At 68.0% G+C, this 20,337-nt stretch carries 18 protein-coding genes; 7 read left to right on the forward strand and 11 right to left on the reverse strand.

Annotated features, from left to right (window positions below):
- Position 1 precedes the first annotated feature (1 nt).
- Together ASE66_RS28090 and ASE66_RS28095 are read left to right on the forward strand one after the other, a co-directional pair.
- On the forward strand, positions 2 to 1,690 hold the full coding sequence (locus ASE66_RS28090; RefSeq protein ID WP_156412356.1) for an ABC transporter permease: 1,689 nt from the start codon (positions 2 to 4) through the stop codon (positions 1,688 to 1,690).
- Between the two features lie 176 nt (positions 1,691 to 1,866).
- A complete protein-coding gene (locus ASE66_RS28095; RefSeq protein WP_057192987.1) occupies positions 1,867 to 3,615 on the forward strand; it encodes an AsmA family protein in 1,749 nt (582 codons plus the stop codon).
- 247 nt (positions 3,616 to 3,862) lie between these two features.
- Here the strand turns inward: ASE66_RS28095 and gyrA are convergent, their stop codons facing one another.
- Entirely contained in the window at positions 3,863 to 6,664 is a 2,802-nt protein-coding gene (gyrA, locus tag ASE66_RS28100) for a DNA gyrase subunit A (RefSeq protein ID WP_057192988.1), read from the reverse strand.
- Positions 6,665 to 6,930: 266 nt separating this feature from the next.
- Here gyrA and ASE66_RS28105 point away from each other — a divergent pair, with 266 nt between their 5' ends.
- On the forward strand, positions 6,931 to 7,563 hold the full coding sequence (locus ASE66_RS28105; protein ID WP_057192989.1) for a MarC family protein: 633 nt from the start codon (positions 6,931 to 6,933) through the stop codon (positions 7,561 to 7,563).
- 19 nt (positions 7,564 to 7,582) lie between these two features.
- On the opposite strand, the gene ASE66_RS28110 is transcribed toward ASE66_RS28105, so the two are convergent.
- Complete coding sequence (locus ASE66_RS28110) at positions 7,583 to 8,965, reverse strand: PepSY-associated TM helix domain-containing protein (protein ID WP_057192990.1); 1,383 nt, start codon at positions 8,963 to 8,965, stop codon at positions 7,583 to 7,585.
- Positions 8,966 to 9,066: 101 nt separating this feature from the next.
- Positions 9,067 to 9,456 (reverse strand): hypothetical protein, encoded by a 390-nt coding sequence (locus tag ASE66_RS28115; protein WP_057192991.1) that lies wholly within the window; start codon positions 9,454 to 9,456, stop codon positions 9,067 to 9,069.
- Between the two features lie 186 nt (positions 9,457 to 9,642).
- On the opposite strand from ASE66_RS28115, the gene ASE66_RS28120 reads away from it, so the two are divergent.
- Positions 9,643 to 10,068 (forward strand): hypothetical protein, encoded by a 426-nt coding sequence (locus ASE66_RS28120; RefSeq protein ID WP_057192992.1) that lies wholly within the window; start codon positions 9,643 to 9,645, stop codon positions 10,066 to 10,068.
- A gap of 2 nt (positions 10,069 to 10,070) precedes the next feature.
- A complete protein-coding gene (locus ASE66_RS28125) occupies positions 10,071 to 10,643 on the forward strand; it encodes a hypothetical protein (RefSeq protein WP_057192993.1) in 573 nt (190 codons plus the stop codon).
- On the opposite strand, the gene ASE66_RS28130 is transcribed toward ASE66_RS28125, so the two are convergent.
- A complete protein-coding gene (locus tag ASE66_RS28130; protein ID WP_244495082.1) occupies positions 10,640 to 11,014 on the reverse strand; it encodes a gamma-glutamylcyclotransferase family protein in 375 nt (124 codons plus the stop codon). The genes ASE66_RS28125 and ASE66_RS28130 overlap by 4 nt on opposite strands.
- A gap of 22 nt (positions 11,015 to 11,036) precedes the next feature.
- Positions 11,037 to 11,702: a DJ-1/PfpI family protein gene (locus ASE66_RS28135; RefSeq protein WP_057192994.1), complete on the reverse strand. Its 666-nt coding sequence runs from the start codon at positions 11,700 to 11,702 to the stop codon at positions 11,037 to 11,039.
- Positions 11,703 to 11,785: 83 nt separating this feature from the next.
- On the opposite strand from ASE66_RS28135, the gene ASE66_RS28140 reads away from it, so the two are divergent.
- Positions 11,786 to 12,739, forward strand: coding sequence for a GlxA family transcriptional regulator (locus tag ASE66_RS28140; RefSeq protein ID WP_057192995.1), 954 nt, complete (start codon positions 11,786 to 11,788; stop codon positions 12,737 to 12,739).
- 16 nt (positions 12,740 to 12,755) lie between these two features.
- On the opposite strand, the gene ASE66_RS28145 is transcribed toward ASE66_RS28140, so the two are convergent.
- The 3 genes from ASE66_RS28145 to ASE66_RS28155 all read right to left on the reverse strand — a co-directional run bounded on the left by ASE66_RS28145 (position 12,756) and on the right by ASE66_RS28155 (position 15,709).
- The gene (locus ASE66_RS28145; RefSeq protein WP_057192996.1) at positions 12,756 to 13,202 is read right to left on the reverse strand and encodes a GNAT family N-acetyltransferase; all 447 of its coding nucleotides are present in this window, start codon (positions 13,200 to 13,202) and stop codon (positions 12,756 to 12,758) included.
- Between the two features lie 10 nt (positions 13,203 to 13,212).
- Entirely contained in the window at positions 13,213 to 14,391 is a 1,179-nt protein-coding gene (locus ASE66_RS28150) for an E22 family MetX-like putative esterase (RefSeq protein WP_082613779.1), read from the reverse strand.
- Positions 14,392 to 14,593: 202 nt separating this feature from the next.
- Positions 14,594 to 15,709, reverse strand: a complete 1,116-nt coding sequence (locus ASE66_RS28155; RefSeq protein ID WP_057192997.1) for a M20 family metallopeptidase — start codon at positions 15,707 to 15,709, stop codon at positions 14,594 to 14,596.
- Positions 15,710 to 15,891: 182 nt separating this feature from the next.
- On the opposite strand from ASE66_RS28155, the gene ASE66_RS28160 reads away from it, so the two are divergent.
- Positions 15,892 to 16,155 carry a hypothetical protein gene (locus ASE66_RS28160; RefSeq protein WP_057192998.1) on the forward strand — a complete coding sequence of 88 codons (264 nt, stop codon included), beginning with the start codon at positions 15,892 to 15,894 and terminating at the stop codon, positions 16,153 to 16,155.
- Here ASE66_RS28160 and ASE66_RS28165 read toward each other — a convergent pair.
- The 3 genes from ASE66_RS28165 to ASE66_RS28175 all read right to left on the reverse strand — a co-directional run bounded on the left by ASE66_RS28165 (position 16,142) and on the right by ASE66_RS28175 (position 20,256).
- Entirely contained in the window at positions 16,142 to 17,728 is a 1,587-nt protein-coding gene (locus tag ASE66_RS28165; RefSeq protein WP_057192999.1) for an ABC transporter substrate-binding protein, read from the reverse strand. The two genes, ASE66_RS28160 and ASE66_RS28165, sit on opposite strands and share 14 nt — an antisense overlap.
- Before the next feature lie 180 nt (positions 17,729 to 17,908).
- Entirely contained in the window at positions 17,909 to 19,120 is a 1,212-nt protein-coding gene (locus tag ASE66_RS28170) for a DUF2336 domain-containing protein (protein ID WP_057193000.1), read from the reverse strand.
- Positions 19,117 to 20,256 (reverse strand): hypothetical protein, encoded by a 1,140-nt coding sequence (locus ASE66_RS28175; protein WP_057193001.1) that lies wholly within the window; start codon positions 20,254 to 20,256, stop codon positions 19,117 to 19,119. The genes ASE66_RS28170 and ASE66_RS28175 overlap by 4 nt, the downstream gene beginning before the upstream one ends.
- Between the last annotated feature and the right edge of the window lie 81 nt (positions 20,257 to 20,337).

The following is a 20,337-nucleotide window of genomic DNA, read 5'->3' on the forward strand; positions in this document are numbered from 1 at the left end:
CTTGAACGCCTCAGCGACACATGCAGAACGGCCGCCAGCTCGCTGGCGGCCGTCGACGCGTCTGGTCTACGTCACCGCGGCCGCCGCCGCACTGGTCGCGCTGCCGGTGCTTGCGCTTGCCTTCACCGCACTGTCGCGCGAGGCGCTGGCGATCTGGCCGCATCTGGCCGCCAATGTCCTGCCGGTCGCGCTCTGGAATACGGCGCTGCTGCTCGCCGGCATCGCCCTGTTCTGCGGCGCGGTCGGCACCGGCGCGGCCTGGCTGGTGACGCAGTACGAATTCCCAGGCCGCCGCAGCCTGGAATGGCTGCTCGTACTGCCGCTGGCGCTGCCGACCTACATCACGGCCTATGTCTACGTCGAAATCCTCGGCTTCCAGGGCCCGTTCCAGAGCGCGCTCAGGGCGCTCACCGGCTGGCGCTCGCTGCGTGACTACTGGTTCCCCGATCCGCGCAACCTGCCGGGCGCGGTCCTGATCCTCGGGCTCGTGCTCTACCCTTACGTCTATCTCAGCGTGCGCGCGCTCTTCTCGATGCAGAGCGCCGCGCTGATCGAATCCGCCCGCACCCTCGGCACGAGGCGCTGGCCGCTGTTCTGGCGCATCGGCCTGCCGATGGCCCGCCCCGCCCTCGCCGCCGGCCTTACCCTCGCTCTGCTCGAGACGCTGAACGACATCGGCGCCAGCGAGTATCTCGGCGTCCGCTCGCTGACCATCTCGGTCTACACCACCTGGATCAATCGCGGCTCGCTTGCCGGCGCCACCCAGATCGCCTGTGTCATGCTGCTCGTCGTGGTCGGACTGATGGTCGCCGAAGCGCGCACGCGCGGAGCGCGCCGCTTCGCCCTGCCAGTGAAGCGGCCCCGGCCGGTCGGTCGCATCCAGCTTTCGGGCGGCCGCGCCTGGGCAGCCTCGGTCGCCTGCGTCCTGCCGGCGCTGTTCGGCGCGGTGCTGCCGCTTTTCTACCTGCTCGGCGAATTGTGGCGCCGCGACCTCTTCGCCCAGGCCGACGCGGCGCTCTGGCGGGCACTCGCCAACACCGTCGCGATCTCGGCGCTCTCGGCCGCGCTGATCGTCGCGATCGGCCTCGGCATCGCCGCAGCGCTGCGGCTCGGGCGCGAGCGCGCCTTGCCGCTGCTCGCCCGCATCGCCTCGCTCGGCTATGCCCTGCCCGGCACGGTGCTGGCGCTGGGATTGCTGGTGCCGCTCGCCGCCTTCGACAATCTCGTCGCCGATGCGAGCCGCGCGCTCTTCGGCGCGAGCCCGGGCCTGCTGCTGCTGGGGTCGGGCGCCGCGCTGCTCATCGCCTATGTCGTGCGCTTCCTGACCATCGCCGTGAACGGGGTCGAGAGCGGCTATGCCCGCATCTCGCCGCGCATCGACGATGCGGCGCGCTCGCTCGGCGCCGACAGGCACGAGCTCCTGCACCGGCTGCACTGGCCGCTGATGCGCCCGGCCATCGCCGCCGCAGCCCTGCTCGTCTTCGTCGACTGCATGAAGGAATTGCCGGCGACACTGCTGCTGCGCCCGCTCAACTTCGACACGCTGGCGACCCTGGTCTACGGCCACGCCGCCCGCGGCGTCTTCGAGGACGGCGCCCTGGCGGCGCTGCTGATCGTCGCGATCGGCATCTATCCGGCGCTCAGGCTCGCGCGCGCCGGCGAGCAGCGGCTGGTTTCGCGCGAAAATTGAGATGTTTCCCCGGTTTTACGAAGGTCCGGCCCGTGCCGAACTCGACATTCGTGAGCCGGAGGAATAAACCCTTGCCGCGCGACGACATTCCGGCCTCTCGGTCGAATCGCTCGCGCTATCGGATTGCCTGACGACGGGGCCCCGCCGTCACGCAGATGAAGGCCAAACACCCGGCCATGTCACGACGCGCACTTCTGATCGGCCTCGCCGCTGCCGCGCTGCTGCTCACGCTCGGGCTGCGGTCGTGGAATTTGGCCTTGTCGCAGGTCGAGCGCTCCGTCGTCGCCGGCATCGAGGCGCGCACCGGCCTCAAGGTGACGGGCCTGCGCCGCGCCGAGATCGCGATCCTGCCGCTGCCCCGGATCAGCCTCTCCGACGTAACCTTCGCCGACCCGCAGGGCGTGCTCTCCGGCAAGGCGGCGCGCCTGCGCGCCCGCGCCCGCCTGCTCCCGCTGATCGCTGGACAGCTCGACTTCGACCGCATCGACCTGGTCGCTCCCGAGATCGACGTCGCAGCCGACGAGTCCGATGGTGGCTACGCCCGCTGGCTCGATCGCATCCTCGGCTATCTCGCGCGGCTCGATAGCCAGACCCGGCTGGTCCTGAGCTCCGGCAGCGTCATGATGCGCTCCGACCGCACGGTCCTGACGACGCTGCGCGACGTCAACCTGCTGATCGAGGAGCGCTCGGCCCAGGCGCCGGTCGCGCTCGCCGGCTCCTTCACCTGGCGCGGCGAGGCCACCAAGGTCGACATTCTCTGGCCGGTGGCCGGTGAGCGGGCGCGCACCGCCTTCTCGCTCGGCTCGCGCTTGATGAACCTGCGCCTCAACGGCACGCGCGCCGCTGCCCAGGGCACCACCAATGGCCAGATCGAGTTCAGCACGAAATCGCTGTCCGACGCGCTGGCCTGGATCGGCCCGCGCCCGCGTATCGCTTCCCTTATCCGGCAGGTCGAACTGACCGCGCAGGCCCAGATCAGCCAGGGCGGTATCGCGCTCGACTCGGTCGTCGCCATGGTCGACGGCGACCAGCTCGAGGGGGCGCTCAAGCTTGACGGCGCCATGCCCAACTGGGCGCTGTCCGGCACGCTCGCCGGCGCCGCGTTCGATCTCGGGCGCCTGCTGCGGCAGGCCGAGCCGCAACCGGCTGCGGCGGGCACTGAAGCGAGCGGAACCCCGCTCGAATTCGACGGCTGGACCACCAACGACGTCGACCTGCGGCTTTCACTCGATGCTGCCCGGATCGGCGCCACGCGCTTCGGCGACCTCGCGGCCCAGTTGCTGATCCGCAAGGGCCGCTTCGAAGCATCGCTGCTGCGCGCGGCAGCCTATGGCGGCTCGGCTCGCGCCCGCATCCTCGCCACGCCGGTCGCGGCCGGCGCGGACGTCAAGCTGCAGCTCGGCCTCGAAAAGGTGAATCTGGCGCTGGCGGCCGACGATCTGCCGGAACTCGCCCGCCTCAGCGGCACCGCGACCGGGCAGCTCGCCTTCGAAGGCGCCGGCGGCAGCCTGGAACAGGTCGTGAGCTCGCTGACCGGACGCGCCGGCTTGACCATCCGGCAAGGCGAGTTCCGCGGCATCGCCTTCCCCGATTTGCTGCGCAAGGCCGAGAAGCCGCCGGCCTCCGCGCGCGACTGGCGCCAGGGCAAGAGCAGTTTCGAAACACTGCAGCTCACCGCCCTCGCCAATCTCGGCGTGCTCTACGTCACCGACACGCAGATCGCCGGCTCGGGCTACAACGTCGTCCTCAACGGCACGGCCGATCTCAGCCGGCGCTGGCTCGACCTCAATGGCGCGCTCAGCTCGACCACGACCTCGACGCGCGTGCCCTTCGAGGTCCGCGGCCCCTTCTTCGGCGCCGCCTTCACCCCCGAGATCGACGCAGCGCTCAGGACGCCGGGCCCGGCGATCCCAGTGCTGCGCTAGATCATCGCGCGCCCAATCGGGCGCGATCACGATGATCTATCACATTGTTATCGCATCGGATTATTCCGAAAAGTGGATTCCACTTTTCGGTCCGATGCTATAGGCGCGCGCCATTCTCGGGCGAAGCAAAGCGCAGACCCGAGAATCCCATGACGAGAAAGCGCGCACTGGAGCCTCTTCCAGCCTGAGATGGTCGGCTCAAGGCCGACCATGACGTCACGGGACGGCGGGCTTCGCCGGGGGTGGCTCACGCCTCCCCGGCCGCCTCCTCGCCTCCGCCATTCTCGCCCTCGCCGGTCTCGCCCTCTTCCTCGGCTTCCTCGCCGATGCGCTCGACCGAGACGACCTTCTCGCCATCGCCCGTGTTGAACACGGTGACGCCTTGCGTCGAGCGGCCGGCGATGCGGATGCGGTTGTTCGGGCCGGCATCGACCGGCACCCGGATCACCTGCCCGCCATCGGTGACGAGCATGATCTGCTCCTTCTCCTCGGCCGGGAAAGAGGCCACGAGCTTGCCGTTGCGGTCATTGACGACCATGGCGACGATGCCCTTGCCGCCGCGCCCGGTCACCCGGTACTCGAAGGAGGAGCTGCGCTTGCCGTAGCCATTCTCCGACAGTGTCAGGATGAACTGCTCGGCAGCACCCATCTCGGCGTATTTCTCCTGGCCGAGCTCGATGTCGCTGCCAGCCTCCTCGGCGTCACCGCTCGTCACCGGCTCGGCTGCCTCCTCGCCTTCGCCGGTCAACGCCTTGCGGGCAGCGGCGGCGCGCTTGAGATAGGCGGCACGCTCATCCGGCGTCGCATCGAGATGGTGCAGGATCGCGAGCGAGATCACCTCGTCGCCATCGGCCAGGTTGATGCCACGCACACCGGTCGAGTCGCGGCCCTTGAAGACGCGGACCTCAGGCACGGCAAAGCGGATGCACTGGCCACCGGCCGTGGTCAGCAGCACGTCGTCATGTTCCGAGCAGATCTGCACGTCGACGATGGAATCGCCCTCGTCGAGCTTCATCGCGATCTTGCCGTTGCGGTTGACCTGGACGAAGTCGGAGAGCTTGTTGCGCCGGACATTGCCCGTCCGGGTCGCGAACATCACGTCGAGCCGCTCCCAGCTCTCCTCGTCCTCCGGCAGCGGCATCACCGTGGTGATGCGCTCGTCCTTGTCCAGCGGCAGCATGTTGTTGAGGAATTTGCCGCGCGCATTGGGCGCCGAAAGCGGCAGCCGCCAGACCTTCTCCTTGTAGGCCTGGCCCAGCGAGGAGAAGAAGATGATCGGCGTGTGCGTGTCGGCGACGAAGAGGCGGGTGACGAAATCCTCCTCGCGGGTCGACATGCCGGAGCGGCCCTTGCCGCCGCGCTTCTGCGCCCGATAGGTCGAGAGCGGCACGCGCTTGATGTAGCCGGCGTGGCTGACGGTCACGACCATGTCCTCGCGGGCGATCAGGTCCTCGTCGTCGAGATCCGAACCCCAGTCCTGGATCACGGTACGGCGCGGCGTGGCGAAGGCGGCCTTCACCTCGGAAAGCTCGGTCTTGATGATCTCCTGGATGCGGGCCCGCGAGCGCAGGATGTCGAGATAGTTGGCGATCTCCTTGGCGAGCTTCTCGAGCTCGTCGCCGATCTCGTCGCGGCCGAGGGCGGTCAGGCGGGCGAGGCGCAGCTCGAGGATCGCCTTGGCCTGCGCGTCCGACAGGCGGTAGGTGCCGTCGGCGTTGATCGGATGGCGCGGATCGTCGACGAGCGCGATCAGCGGCGCGATGTCCTCGGCCGGCCAGTTGCGCGCCATCAGCGACTCGTGCGCGGCCGACGGCGTCGGCGCCGTGCGGATCAGGCGGATCACCTCGTCGATATTGGCGACGGCGGTGGCGAGGCCGCACAGCACATGGGCACGCTCGCGCGCCTTGTTGAGCAGATAGCGCGTGCGCCGCGAAACGACTTCCTCGCGGAACTCGACGAAGGCGGAGATGAAGTCCTTGAGGTTCAGGATCTCCGGCCGGCCGCCGGTCAGCGCCACCATGTTGGCACCGAAGGAGGTCTGCAGTGGCGTGAAGCGGTAGAGCTGGTTCAGCACCACATCGGCGACGGCATCGCGCTTGATCTCGATGACGACGCGCACGCCCTCGCGGTTCGATTCGTCGCGCAGGTCGGAGATGCCCTCGATCCGCTTCTCGCGGACGAGATCGGCGATCTTCTCGACCATCGTCGCCTTGTTCACCTGATAGGGAACCTCGGTGACGATGATCGCCTCGCGCTCCTTGCGAAGCTCCTCGATATGGGTCTTCGAGCGCATCATGATCGAGCCGCGCCCGGTGTGATACGCCGAATGGATGCCGCTGCGGCCCATGATCTGGGCGCCGGTCGGAAAGTCCGGGCCGGGCACGATCTCGATCAGCTCGTCGATCGTGATCTCGGGGTTCTCGATCAGCGCGACGCAGGCGTCGATCACCTCGCCGAGATTATGCGGCGGGATGTTGGTCGCCATGCCGACGGCGATGCCGCCGGCGCCGTTGACGAGCAGGTTCGGATAGCGCGCCGGCAGGACCGTCGGTTCGTGTTCCTTGCCGTCATAGTTCGGCTGGAAGTTGACGGTGTCGAGGTCGAGGTCCTCGAGCAGCGGCATCGCCGCCTTGTCGAGGCGCGCCTCGGTGTAGCGATCGGCCGCCGGGCTGTCGCCGTCCATCGAGCCGAAATTGCCTTGGCCATCGATCAAGGGCAGGCGCAGCGAGAAGTCCTGCGCCATGCGCACAAGCGCGTCGTAGACCGCGAGATTGCCGTGCGGATGGTACTTACCCATCGTGTCGCCGACGATGCGGGCGCACTTCGTGTAGGGCCGGTCCGGCAGGTTCTTGTTCTCGTGCATCGAGAACAGGATGCGCCGGTGCACGGGCTTGAGGCCATCGCGGACATCGGGAAGAGCGCGGCTCACGATCACGCTCATCGCGTAATCGAGATAGCTCCTCTTCATCTCGTCGGTGATCGCGATCGGCTTGATGTCGCCGCCGAAATGCGGGCTGCCGTCGCGCTTGTCGTCGTTGTCTTCGCTCAAGGGAAAAAGTCCCGTTTACCGCTGGTTTTTCAACGTTCTGGCTAGCCGATTCCGGCGCGCGAAGCCAGCGAAACGCGACTCTATTCAGAGAAAATAAAACCCTTTGATCGCAGCGGCTTGCGTCGGATTTTTGATTCGCTTTCGCGCCCCTTCCGCAATCTCGCCATGTTTGGCGCGTGACGGAGGCAGCCGGCCGTGCCTAGATTGACCGCGCGCCGCTGAATCAGGCCTTGGCGACACGACCGGGAACAGGCCGAGGAAGAGACATGTTCGCCGAATATCTCTCCTCCGCCCTCGTCACCCTGCTGGTGACGCTCGATCCGCCGGGCCTGGCGCCGATCTTCCTGTCGCTGACGCGCGGCATGTCGCCGAGCGAGCGCCGGCAGGTCGCGGTGCGCGCCTGCATCATCGCCTTCTGCATCATGGCCTTCTTCGGCCTCGCCGGCGACGTCGTCTTGAAGGCGCTCGGCGTCTCGCTGCCGGCCTTCCGCATCGCCGGCGGCCTTTTGCTGTTCTGGATCTCGTTCGAGATGGTGTTCGAGCGCCGCAACGAGCGCAAGCAGCAGACGGCCGACACCGCCATCACCCAGGACCATATCCGCAACGTCGCCGCCTTCCCGCTGGCGATCCCGCTGATGGCCGGTCCGGGCGCGCTGACCGCGATGATGCTGCTCGCCGGCCGCGCCAATGGCGACATCGCGATGCTGTCCTCGCTCGCGGTGATTTGCGGGCTGGTGATCCTCTCCTGCCTCGCTGTCTTCCTCCTGGCGGTGCCGATCGCGCGCCTGCTCGGCGTCACCGGCAATGTCGTGCTGACCCGCCTGCTCGGCGTGATCCTCGCCGCGCTCGCAGTCCAGTTCGTCATCGACGGCATACGCGCCGTGATCCGGAGCGGCTGAGCCCCGGATCGCGTATCGCTCAGGCGGTTCGCGCAATCCGCCAGCGGGTGATGTCGACCAGCACGAAGAGCGCGAGGCTGACGCCGGCCAGCGGCAGCGCCCAGCCTAGTCCCGCGGCGACGAGGACCGCTATCGCCCTGCCCGTCCAGCCAAGCCGCAGCCAGGCCTGGACCAGCGTCCGCGGCAACGAGCCCGGCGCCGGCCGCTGGCGCCACCAGATCCGGTAGCCGAGTACGGTCGTCACCATCAGGGCGATGCCGAGCCCGGCCATCAGGAGCTGGTTCGGCCAGCCGAACAGGATGCCCATATGGGTGTCGATACCCCAGCGGATCAGCTTGGCTATCAGCGGGAAGGTCTCGAAATCGGCCCGGCTGACCACCGACAGATCGCGCGGATCGAGGGCAACCGTGTCGACCTGCGTCGGCCAGCTCCGGTCGTATTCGCGGACCAGCCAGGCCTGGCCCTCAGCCCGAGGCGGCCGCATCTCGACATGCGGGGACTCGATCCCCGCCGCCTTCGCCGCGGCGAGCGCAGCATCGAGCTGCCCGACACTGCCGGGCGCCGCTCCCACAGCCGGACCGTGATCGCCATGATGAGCATGCTCGTCAGCTGCGGGCGCAGCGCCGAGCTTCAGCGAGACGGAGGGCGTGACCCAGCCGAGCTTCGCCCGAAGCGCGTCGATCCGGTCGCCGGCATAGTTCGACCAGGTCAGCCCGGTGATCGACAGGAAGACCAGGCCGAGCGAGAGCGTCAGCCCGATCAGGCCGTGCCAGCGCCGGTCGCGCAGCGCCGGATTGGCTCGCGCCCGCTCGGCAGCCTTCGGATGACGCCGCCAGAACCACATCGCGACACCGCCGAGCACCACCGCCCAGAGCCAGGACGCCGCCAGCTCGCTGTAATGGCGCCCGAACTCGCCGAGCAGCAGGTTGCGATGCAGATAGTCGAGCGTCGTCCGGAACGGCAGGATGCCGCTGGTGCCGTAGATGATCAGATCGCCCTTGATCGCCAGCGAGACCGGATCGACGAAGATCGCCCGGCTCTCGGAATCGCCAAGGCCGGGCTGCGCGAACATCACGCGCGTGGTCTCGCCCGCTCTCGGAGCGGGACGGATGGCAAAGAAGCGCGGTCCCGCGCCGATATGCTTGCGTGCGGCCTCGGTCTGCGCCGCGAGCGAAGCGGGTTCGCCCGCCGTGGTCGCGCTCAGCTGCTCGCGATAGATCAGGTTCTCGATCTGCGGCGTCAGCACATAGAGCGTGCCGGTCAGCGCCGCGACCAGGATGAACGGGCCGACGAACAGCCCGGCATAGAAGTGCAGCCTTCCGATGAAGACCTTGAATTCTGACGATAATGCGAAGGCGCGGCCGGCATCGGCGCGCGTCTGGATATCCGCGTGAGCGGTCATTGCTGGGTTCCTCGATAGACCTGCCAACACTCCGCCGGCTTTTCTGGGCCAGGCGGACATTCGGGCGTTGCGACGGGGCGGCCTTCAGGGCCGCTGCGGCGTCAGGTCTGGAGGGGAGGTCCTCTGGGACGGGCAGCCAGTCGCTCCTGTCCCGGCAATGGCAGCGCTGTCAGACCGTCGAAGCGGACCAGCGCGATACGAGGCGCCGGTTCGTCGAAGGAGATTGCCCGGTCAGGCGGCGCATAGGCAGCGCCGATCCAGGCGCAACCGAGCAGGCAGCAGGCCGGCAGATGCGGCGCAGGCTCTTGCCCCGGTAGCGGCACGCTTTCGGCACCGGGCGCGCAGAGTGTCAGATGCGCGGCGCGATCGAGCAGCGCCGGCGCAAGGTTCTGTCCCGACACGACCGCGCCGAACAGCCCCTGCAGCACGAGCACATAGGCCGCGACGATCGCGACCCAGGATCTTGCTCTGATGGACTTGGCTGCGCTCAAAGGCCGGCTCCCCGGCACTGTCGATAGCGGTGCCCTGGGGACCTGTCCATCAGCCGAACCGCCGCAGCCGGGCACGCACCTCGCCATCCTAATCATCGATGAATTCGCTCGCTCGACTTGCACGCCGCAAGCGGACCGATTGCTTACACGTCGCCGCTATGCAGCTTCCAAGCAGAGAGGAGCATCATGCAGCGCATCACCAGCCTGGCCGCCATCGCCTTCGCAACCAGCATCGCACAAGCCTCGGCCGCCGGGCTCGACGGCTCGCTCTGGAACCATAACGGCTCGACCGTCCTCGTCGACGAGACTCGTGGCCGGATCGTCTATGACGAGCCCAGGGCCGCGATCGCCGGCACGGTCCGCTCCGGAACCTTGCTGTTCGAGGGACGCTTCAACGGCAAGCGGGTCAGTGGAACCGCCTATGTCTTCAAGAAGGGCTGCGAGCCGGCCGCCTACCCGGTCTCGGGCATGATGGAGACCAACCCCAACGGCTTCGGCTCGCGGATCGTCCTGACCGGGCCGGCGCCAAAGCGCGACAAGGCCTCCTGCGCGATCATCGGCAGCACCGGCGCCCATTCGCGGCTGGTCTTCGAAGAGGCGGGCGACATCTGATCATGACGAGGATCATCGAGAGCTGTACCCGCCGGCTCCACTGCGGTTACCGGAACGAAGACACGGGCAGCAAGGGCGATGCCGTTTGGGGTCACATCGCACCCGACCGGTCGACGCTGGACGAACAGATGGCGGAGCTCGTCGCCGAGCTGACCGAGGGCGGCTGGGAGATCAAGTCCGTGACGCCGCTCACCGCCAGCTATTATTATGCGGCCAGCCAGTACTCGGTTTCGCTCGATCGCACCAACTGGGGCGGCTATGGCGTCGGCTATGGCGCGCCCTATACGGAGGGGCTCGTGGTGATGGCCCAGCGCTGGGTCGAGATCAGCGAGGCTCAGCAGGCCGAGCGTGACCGGGAGAAGGCGCAGCGCCAGGCGGCGGAAGCTGCAGCCGCGCTGGAAGCGAAGCGAGAGCAGCGGCAAGGCGAGCTGGCCAGGCTCACCGCCGAGCCGGTCACCAAAGCCGGGCTGCTGCGCGACAAATGGCGCTTCCGCAGCCAGGACTACCCGACGGAAGCGCTCGCGCAGGGCGCCAAGGACGCCGCGCTCAAGGCACTGCGGGAGCGCCCGCTCTAAAACCCGCGGACCAATGCGAGGCGTTCACGCCTTGACGTAGACCCACGCCTCCTTGCCGAAGCCAGCCGGACGCTGATCCGCCTGTAGTCGGCGACCTCGTAGCGATCAGCCGCCGCGAGCTCCTCGGCGCTGATGCTGAAGACTTTGCCGGCAACGCTGTCGGCCGGCTCGTCGCTCGGCGCCACCATCGGGTGGAAGCGCTTGCCGCTGGTGCGGATCACCTCGGGATCGGTGATCTCCAGCATGGTCTGGGAAAAGCCCGGCATGGCGTCGTCATGGCCGTAGAGCAGTCGACCGAACGAGGACAGCTGGACGTTTTCCTGCTGCAGCGTGCCGTAGGAGAACAGAAGGATGCTGCGCTCGTTGGCCATGCTCGCTCCGCTTCAACGGCGGCTAGAGCGCCGCCAGCAGCTTTTCGCGCGCCGCACGCGAGCCGGCAAGACGCTGCCGTGCCGCAGCCAGGATAGGCTCCGGCGCCTCCTGCGGCGTGCCGGCCCGGAAAGGTGGCTCCGGCGCATATTCGAGCGAAAGCTGGATCAGCTGCGCCTCCTCCTCGCCGAGCAATTCGGCGATCACCGTCAGCCCGAAATCTATGCCGGAGGTGACGCCGCCGGCGGTGATCAGATTGCCGTCGCGCACGACGCGCCCCTGCGTCGGGATCGCACCGAACCGCGCCAGCAGGTCATGCGCGTTCCAGTGGCTGGTGGCGCGCTTACCCTTCAGCAACCCGGCCATTCCCAGCACCAGCGATCCCGTGCAGACCGAGGTGAGATAACGCACCTGCCCTGCCCGCTCGCGCAGGAAGGCGAGCACGGTTTCATCCTGGAGCAAGGCATTGACCCCGGCGCCGCCCGGCACGCAGAGCACGTCGAGCGGCGGGCAGTCGGCGAAGGTCGTGGTCGGCGTCAGCGTAAGCCCGGTCGCGGCCTTGAGCGGCGCAGTATCCTTCCAGATCAGGTGCACCTGCGCACCCCGGGCCGAAGCGAAGACCTCATAGGGACCGGTCAGGTCGAGCTGCTGGACCTGCGGGAAGGCGAGGATACCGAAGCTGAGAGACATGGTGCGAACTCCTGATTGACGAGAGCAACCTAGCGCGCAAAGCTCTGGCCGAACTGCCAAGCATCCCTCGCTTCAGGCCAAACATGCGCCGCATCGAGATCCTGACCTTCCCCGGCGGGCAATTGCTCGACGTCGCCGGGCCCTTGCAGGTCTTCGCCACCGCCAACGACCTGGCACACCTCGCTGGCCGGCCCCTGCCGTATGAGACTGCAGTCGTGGCCACGGAGAGCCGTGTCGTCACCAGCTCAAAACTCGAACTCGTCGCTATGCCGCTCCCCGAGCCGACCGCGCCGCTGCACACTTTGGTCGTCGCCGGCGGCTATGGCGTCAACGCCGCCTGCCACGATGCGGCACTGGTCGCCTGGGTCCGGCGGCGCTCGGCGTCAGCGCAGCGCGTCGCTTCCGTCTGCAGCGGCGCCTTCATGCTCGCAGTGGCGGGCGTGCTCGACGGCAAGCGCGCCGTGACGCATTGGGGTCGCTGCGCCGAATTCCGGGCGATGTTCCCTTCCGTACGGCTCGAGCCCGATCCGATCTATATCCGCGACGGCGATGTCTGGACCTCGGCCGGCGTCACCGCCGGGATCGACCTCGCGCTCGCTCTGGTCGAGGCCGATCTCGGCCGCGAGCCGGCGCTCGCCATCGCCCGCCAGCTCGTCGTCTTCCTGAAGCGCCCCGGCGGCCAGGCCCAGTTCAGCGCGGCGCTCACCCTGCAGGAGAAGGACGAGCGTTTCGACCGTTTGCATGGCTGGATCGTCGAGAACCTGCGCGGCGATCTCTCGCTGGAGCGGCTGGCCGGCGAGGCCAGGATGAGCCTGCGCAGCTTCGCCCGGCACTATCGCCAGGCGACCGGCCGCACGCCGGCCCGCGCCGTCGAGGAGATCAGGATCGAGACCGCGCGCCGCCTGCTCGAACAGGGTCTCTCGGTCGCGCAGGCCGGCCGTCGCTGCGGCTTCGGCTCCGAGGAAACCTTGCGCCGGGCCTTCCTGCGCCGGCTCGGGGCGAGCCCGCAGGCTTATCGCGAGCGCTTTGCCGGATAGGCCGGGATGTGCACTTCTAAAGCGCCAGCTCCATCAGCTTTTCGCCATTGGCGCGGGTCTCGCCCGTATCCAGGAAACCCCGCGCCAGATAGAAGCCATGCGGCCCAGCGCCACCGGGCACATAGCTTAGCCGGGCGAGCTTGTATCCCTGCGGCGGCAGGCTCTCCAGCCAGAGCGTGATCGCTTCGCGCCCATAGCCTTCGCCCTGATGCCGCCCGTCGATCATGAAGCGCCAGAGAAAGCAGCTCGCGCCGTCATCGTCTGGCCGCCACATGATGAAACCGACCGGCATTTCATCGGCATAGATGGCGCGGAACACCGCAGCCGGATTGAAATGGGCCTGCGCGATCGAGACCGCATTGGGCGCGACGAAGCCGCTTTGCGCCTGATGCGGCTCGAGCTCGCAGATCGCCCGCACGGTCTCGGCCGTGATCTCGCGCAGCGAGACGACAGGCTTGGTCAAGCGCTCAGCCTCACTTCTCCAGGAACGCTTTCACCGCCCCTTCGGCCTGCTTCATCGAGATCACGCCGTCGAGATGGCCGCGCGTGCCCTGGATGGTGACGTGGGTCACATCGCGGCCGGCCTTCTTCGCCTCGGCGACGGTGCGCTGGATCATCTCGTCCGGGAAGACCAGGTCCTTGGGCTGATTGACGATCAGCAGCGGTGTCTTGATCCGGCTCATCGCATCGGCAAGCGACTTGCCACCGGCGGCGTAGAGCTGGTTGGCCTTGACCAGATAGAGGAAATGGTTGGCGTCCGAGACCTTGGCACGGGCCTCACCGGCGTTATCCAAAATGCTCTGAACCTGGAACTTGTTGCCGAGCGCCTTGGCGGGGTCCTCGCCTTCCTTGGCCGGGCGGCGCCCGAAGGTACCGTTGGTCCAGTCGCCATGATTGGCCTGCAGCGTCAGCACTGTGAAGGCCTTGGCTAGGCCGGCATTGGGCGGCGTCTTGCCGTAATAGTCGCCATTGTTCCAGTTCGGATCGACCAGGATCGGCGCCGCCCAGACGTCGAGCCAGGCAATGAGCTGGGCATCGGCCTCGGCCGCCCCGATCACCGCCATCGCCTTGCCGACCATGTCGGGATAACTCGCCGCCCATTCATAGGTCTGCAGCGCGCCCATCGAGGGGCCGGCGACCAAGACCAGCTTCTTGATGCCAAGACTCTCCACCAGAGCCTTCTGGACATTGACGAAATCGCCGACGGTCACGACCGGGAAGTCGAGCGCATAGGGTTTGCCGGTATCGGGATCGATCGAAGCCGGGCCGGTGGTCGTCACCTTGGGGTCGCCGGTGTTCAGGTTCACCAGCGTATCGGAGGACAGGACGAAATACTTGTTGGTGTCGATCGCCTTGCTGGGACCGATGATCGCGTCCCAATAGCCCGGCGCCGCATCGGCAGCCGCATATTTGCCGGCGGCGTGCGAATTGGCCGAGAAGAAATGGCAGATCAGGATCGCGTTGGATTTGTCGGCGTTGAGCGTGCCGTAGCTCTCCCAGCCGACCTTGACGTTCTTCAGCGTGCGCCCGCCTTGCGTAGTGTAGCTCGGCAGCTCGAAGACCTTCTTCTCGACGATCAAATCCTGCGCGTCCGCCATTCCCGTCACCATCACGCCGACAACACCGAGCATTCCCGCGATCCAGCCCTTCATGCCGCACTCCTCCGCTCCGGCCGTCGCACGGCCTCGGGCTGGATCAGAGCGGATTTGTCCGGCTAACGGAAGGGGTGGCTTGCCCTCATTCGCGGGCGGAGCGAAGCGCAGACCCGAGAATATCGCGACGAGAAAGCGCCGGTCGAAGCTTCACGCGGCCTGAGATGCTCGGGTCAAACCCGAGCATGACGGCAGGTCCTTCTCACAGCGTCTCCAGCAGCCCCTTGATCAGCGCCCGGCGCGGCGCGATCGAGGAAATCAGCGCATATTCCTGCAAGGTGTGGGCGCCATCGCCATCGATTCCGAGGCCATCCAATGTCGGAATGCCCAGCGCCGCGGTAAAGTTGCCGTCAGAACCGCCACCGGTCATCGGGCAGTCCTGCAGATCGAAGCCGACCTTGGCCGCCACAGCCCGCGCCTGCTCGTAGAGCGCCGCGACCTCCGGCGATTTCTCGTAGGGCGGCCGGTTCATGCCGCCGGTGATGCTGAGCTTCACATCCGGATCAAAGGCCTTCAGGCTAAGGATGCGCTCTTCCATGACTTTGCCGTCAGCCAGGGAGGTGACACGGCAGTCGACGCTGAACCAGGCATGCTGCGGGATGACGTTCGCCGCCGTGCCGCCGCCGACCAGCGCGACGGTCGTGGTGATGCCGCGCGAATAATCGGTCATGCCCTCGATCGCGAGAATCTGGTGCGCCGCCTCGCGAATGGCGTTGCGTCCGTCGGCATGGCGCGAGCCGGAATGCGCCGGCCGGCCCTCGAGCTTGACCTCGAAGCGGCCGACGCCCTTGCGCGCCGTGACGATCTTGCCGCCCTCGCGCGCCGGCTCGGTCACCAGCACCGCCATCGCTTCGCGGCCGATATCCTCGATCAGCGCCCGCGAAGTCGGCGAGCCGATCTCCTCGTCCGGCGTGAACAGGAAGACCAGCGGCCGCTGCACCGTGCCGGACTTGGCGGCATCTTTGAAAGCCTGCAGCGCCAGCCAGGCGCCGCCCTTCATGTCGTAGACGCCGGGACCGTAGAGCCGGTCGCCCTCGACCCTGACGGCTAAGTCCTTGGCGCTGGTCCCGACCGGGTGGACCGTGTCGAGATGCGACATCAATGCGATCGCCTTCTCGCCGTTACGGACGCCGGCGCGCAGGATCAGGTTGTCGCCGAGCCCGTCGCGGCCGGGAACGCGCTCGACCGCGATCGGCAGGCCTTCGACCTCCTTCGCGACGAGGTCCATCATCCCGTTGACGCCGGGCACGTGATGGGTGGGGCTCTCCAGCGCTACCCAGACGGTAAGCGCGGGGACGGCGGGATCGTGAATGGTCATGATGGGGAGGGGTTTCGCAGGAAAGCGTGGCGATAACAGGACATTGGCCAATTCGCCGGCTTTGTCCATGTCGAAACGCGCCTAGCTGCCCTGCGGACCGGGCGCTTCAAAAAATCTTCAACGCCCTGTCGGCAACGTCGATCCTCGTCCGTCCTCGAAGCAAACCCGTCGAGGACCAGACGATGCGCCCGCCCGCCGCCCCAGCCACAGCCATACTGCCGGCCCTGCCCCGGCTGCGCGGCCTCGTGGCGGCGCTGGCCGGCTTCGCGGCGGTCCTCGCGCTCGCGCTCCTTGCCGACCAGCTCCTGCGCGCGCTCGGCCTGCCACCGCCGGCAGCCCAGCCCATGCCGGAACTCGGCCGCCAGGCGCTGGCGGCCTGGCTGCGGGCGGGATGCCTGCTCGTCGGCAGCCTCCTAGCCCGCGCCGCCCTCGCTAGACGCGCCTGACGTTCCAGAAGGTCGGGAAGCTCGGCAGCACGCCTGTGAGCTTGCGACTGAAGGCCGTCGGCTGGAAGTACTGGCCGAGCGGCGCGTAGGGCACGTCCTCGAAAGCCTGCTTCTGCAGCTCGGCCGCGATTGCCTGCTTGGCTGGAAGGTCGGCGGCTTCCATCCAGGCCTCGCGCAGCGCTTCGATCTTCGGCGCCACCGGCCAGCCCGGCCAGGCCGCTGCGCCATTGCCGCGCAGCGAGATGTGGCCGACCGGATCGAGGATGTCGATGCCGTTCCAGCCGGTGAAGAAGCAGTTCCAGCCGCCATTGCCGGGCGGCTCCTTGTTGGCCCGGCGTGTCACCACCGCGCCCCAGTCCATCACCTGGTAGTCGACGTTCATGCCGATGCGCTTCAGCATCTCGGCGCCGACCTCGCATTCGGCCTTGAGATTGGCGAGATCGGTGACGCCGAGCAGGACGACCTTCTCGCCCTTGTAGCCGGCCGCGGCCAGCGCCTGCTTGACCTTGGCGATGTCGCGCGGGCCGTTCAGCACCTCCATGCCGGCATCGTTCGCCATCGGCGTGCCCGGCGGGAACAGCCCGACGCCGGTGCGCCACAACTCCTTGTCGGGACCGCCGACCGCCTCCATGAACTCGGCCTGGTCGATCGCCATCATCACGGCGCGGCGGATCGCCGGATTGTCGAAGGGCGGATGCAGATGGTTCATCCGCATGATCGCGATCGAACCTGTCGTCTCCTTGATCGCGACCTCGAGCTTGGGATCCTTGGCCAGGAGCGGCAGGATGTCCGGCAAGGGCTGCTCGACCCAGTCGATCTCGCCGCTCTGCAATGCCGCCGCTGCCGTCGCCGGGTCCGGCAGGGTGTGCCATTCGATCCGCTCGACATGGACGATCTTCGGCCCGGCGGTGCGGCCCGGCCTGCCGTCGCTGCGCGGGACATAGCCCGCGAATTTCTCGTACACCGCCCGGCTCCCGGACTGGCGCTCGCTTGCGATGAAGCGGAACGGCCCGCTGCCGATCACCTCGGTGACCTGCGTCGTCGCCTCGGTCCTGGCGAGGCGCTCAGGCATGATCACCGGCACCGCGGCGGTCATCTTGGCGAGCGCGTCGGGCAGCAACGGGAACGGCTTCTTCAACCGGAAGCGCAGGGTCTTGTCGTCGACCGCGGCGAGCTCGTCGGTCTGCGCCATCAGCGTCTGGCCGAAGGAATCGCGCTTGGCCCAGCGGTTCAGGCTGGCGACACAGTCCTTCGCCAGCACCGGCGTGCCGTCATGGAAGTTGAGGCCGTCGCGCAGCTTGATCGTCCACGTCTTGCCATCAGCCTCGGCGAGCGCGCCCTCGGCCATTTGCGGCTGGGCCTTGTAGCTCTCGTCCTGGCCGAACAGCGTGTCATAGGCGAGGAAGGCGTGATTGCGGGTGACGGTCGCCGTCGTCCAGATCGGATCGACGACGGCAAGATCGCCCTGCGGCACGAACTTGATCACGTTCTTGTCGGCCCCGCGGCCGATATTGGGTTTGCTGACCGCGATGGCGGCAGCCGTGCCTGCGATGAAAGCGCGACGTGTCGGCATTTCAGGCTCCCTGGAAAGCGAGAGACGGATTCACCGATCAGATTGAGTCAATCTGATCGAATCCGGCTCTAGCAACAGGGCGTCGATCCGGGATGGTGAAGCCCTGGCGATACGGCAGCGCTCAGGCAATCAGCATGCCAGCGGCCGGTCAAGCCGGCGGCGCACGAACCTGCAGCTGGTTCAGGCCGCGTCGCGCCGGTCGTCCAGGTCGAGTTCGACCAGGAAGTCCGGATCGGCTTCGATCAGCAGCGCCAGTGCCGCGTCGTCGGCAAGCGAGTCGGCCAACATCCGCGCTTCATCGCGGGCCGCCTCGGCGTCGAGCCGGCGGAGCAGCGCCATCAGCGCATTGACTCCCGGCCCCTCCAGCGCCTCGCAGGCGATCAGCACCTGGGCCAGCAGGTCCCGATCGATGCCACCGGCACCGGTTTGGCCGGGCCCCGCCTGCTTGAGTGCCTCCACGGCGGCGGCGAAGGCCGGCAGCAAAGCCTCCGGCATCGCCGCCTTGCGGTAGAGCGCCTTCAGGCCCGCGCCACGCCGGTCCCAGAGCAGCGCACGCACGCGCTTCAGCGGCAGGTCGGACAGCGCCGCGAAGGCGGATTCGGCCAGGGCCGGTTCGCCGCTGAGCAGCGAGCGCAGGATCACGCCCGGCGTCAGCCGGCCATTCTCACGCAGGCAGTCGACGATCGCCGGGGCATCGCTCGCCTCGCCGCCGGCAGCGAGCGCGACCGCGACCCGCTCGGTCGATTCGCGGGCGAGCCGGGCGCTGCGCTCCTCGGTGAGCCAGCCGCAGCCGAAGACGAAGGCCGCAAGCGCATCGGAGACCTTGGCGGCGATCGCCTGGCGCAAGCCGGCCGGCAGATCCTCGCGCGCCAGCATGGCCTCGCGCACCGCGCCAACCTCGCCTGCGCGTTCGAAGATGCGCTCCAGCGAGAAATCCGGAATCTCGGCCGTCGGATTGGCGAGCAGCGCGACCAGCGCCTCCTCGACTGCGACCTCGCCGAGCGCAGCGCAGATGCCGGGCGACAGCCAGGGCCGCTGCGCGATCGCGCGCTGGGCGAGGCCATCGCCGATCGCGGCGGCGTCGACGAGATCGGCCTCGGTCAGCACCGGCGATTGCGCCAGCAGCAGGGCCGCGACATCGCTCTGCTCGGCGATCAGGCCGAGCACCACGTTGCGCGGTGCCAGCGGCGCGGCCGCGAATTCTTCGGCGAGCGCACGGCGCACCAGCGGCGAGGGATCGTCGACAAGCGAAATCAATGCGGTCTCGGCCTCGCGCCTGTCCTCGGGAGACATCGCCGAGCGCAGATAGGCGCCGGCCAATGCGGCAGCCCCTTTCGCCCGCGCCTCGGCGGGAGCGGTCCGTGCCCAGAGCAGGAAGCGGCGCACGATCATCCGCGCCTCCCATGGAGCATGAACTGGCTGAGATCGAGCGGCCCGCGCCGCGGCTTGCGGGTCGGGGCCATTTCGCCGGAAGCAGTCTGCGTATCCGCAACCGCAAGGTCACGCGGCCGCGACGGCGGCAGCGGGGCGTTGACGGCCATAGCCGCAGGAGGGGAAGCGCTGGCGTTTTCGGCCTTGGCAACCTTGCCAGCAGACGCGGCATCGCCTTGGCTCGCCACAGAGCCGACGCGCGGGAAATAGCGGGTCGCAGGATCGTCATCCACGGCGCGGGACGCGCCGCCGCTGCGCGGCGTGGTCCAGAGATTGGCGACTGCCTTCGAAACCGGGGTACGCGGCCCTTCGGTCGAGAACAGGCCGATCAGCCCCTTGGCCCGGCCCGGCGCCAAGGCGGCGGCGATCGGCACCACCGGCGGCTCGGCCGCATAGGCCGTAGCGGTCGTGGCCGCGCCTGTCGGCTTCGCCTGCGCCAGCATGGCGCCAGTGGTCGCCGCGACCTGGGTGTTGGCGTGGCTGGCGGCGAGCAGGCCGTAGACCTCCTGGGCGCTGCGGGCCCGGCCGGCCTTGTCGTAGAAGATCGAGCGGTTCGCTGCGGCAGCCTCCGGAAAATCGCGGGCGGCGGCACGCGTCGGATCATTCCCGGCCGTGCGGATCAGGTCGGAGGCGCCGCGCGCGCCGAGCACATGCGCCATATAGAGCTCGCCGGCCTGCGGCTGGCGCCCGAGGGCCTGGCCAAGCTGCTCGGCATTCTTCTGAGTCAGCGCGCCGGCCATCACCGTCGCGACATGCGGGTCGGTGCGCAATTGCAGGATCTTCTCGCGCAGCGCCGGGTCGGAGACCGTCAAGCGACCACTGCCATCCTCGCTGATCGCGCCGGCATAGTTGGCCATTCCCTGCTTGGGCCCCTCCTGGCGCATCATCGACAACCAGGTCTGCTCGATGAACTGGAACAGGCCGGTCGCGCTCGAGGTGCGCGCCTTCGCATCCGGCGCGAGCGCCGACTCCCGTTGCGCCGTCTTCAGGAGATAGTCGAAGCCGACGCCGGTCTTGTCGGCGCCCTCCTTGATCGCGTTGACGACCGGATTGGCAGGCGTTGTCTCGCGGGTACTCGGCGTGCTGAAAAGGAACATGAGGTCACTCGGGCCGCTGCCGTTCCAGGCGGACCGGAGCACCTGAGGAGACTGGACCGGTTATGGTAAGCGAACCGTTAA

The organism is Allobosea sp. Root483D1 (assembly GCF_001429505.1).
GTDB lineage: Bacteria > Pseudomonadota > Alphaproteobacteria > Rhizobiales > Beijerinckiaceae > Allobosea.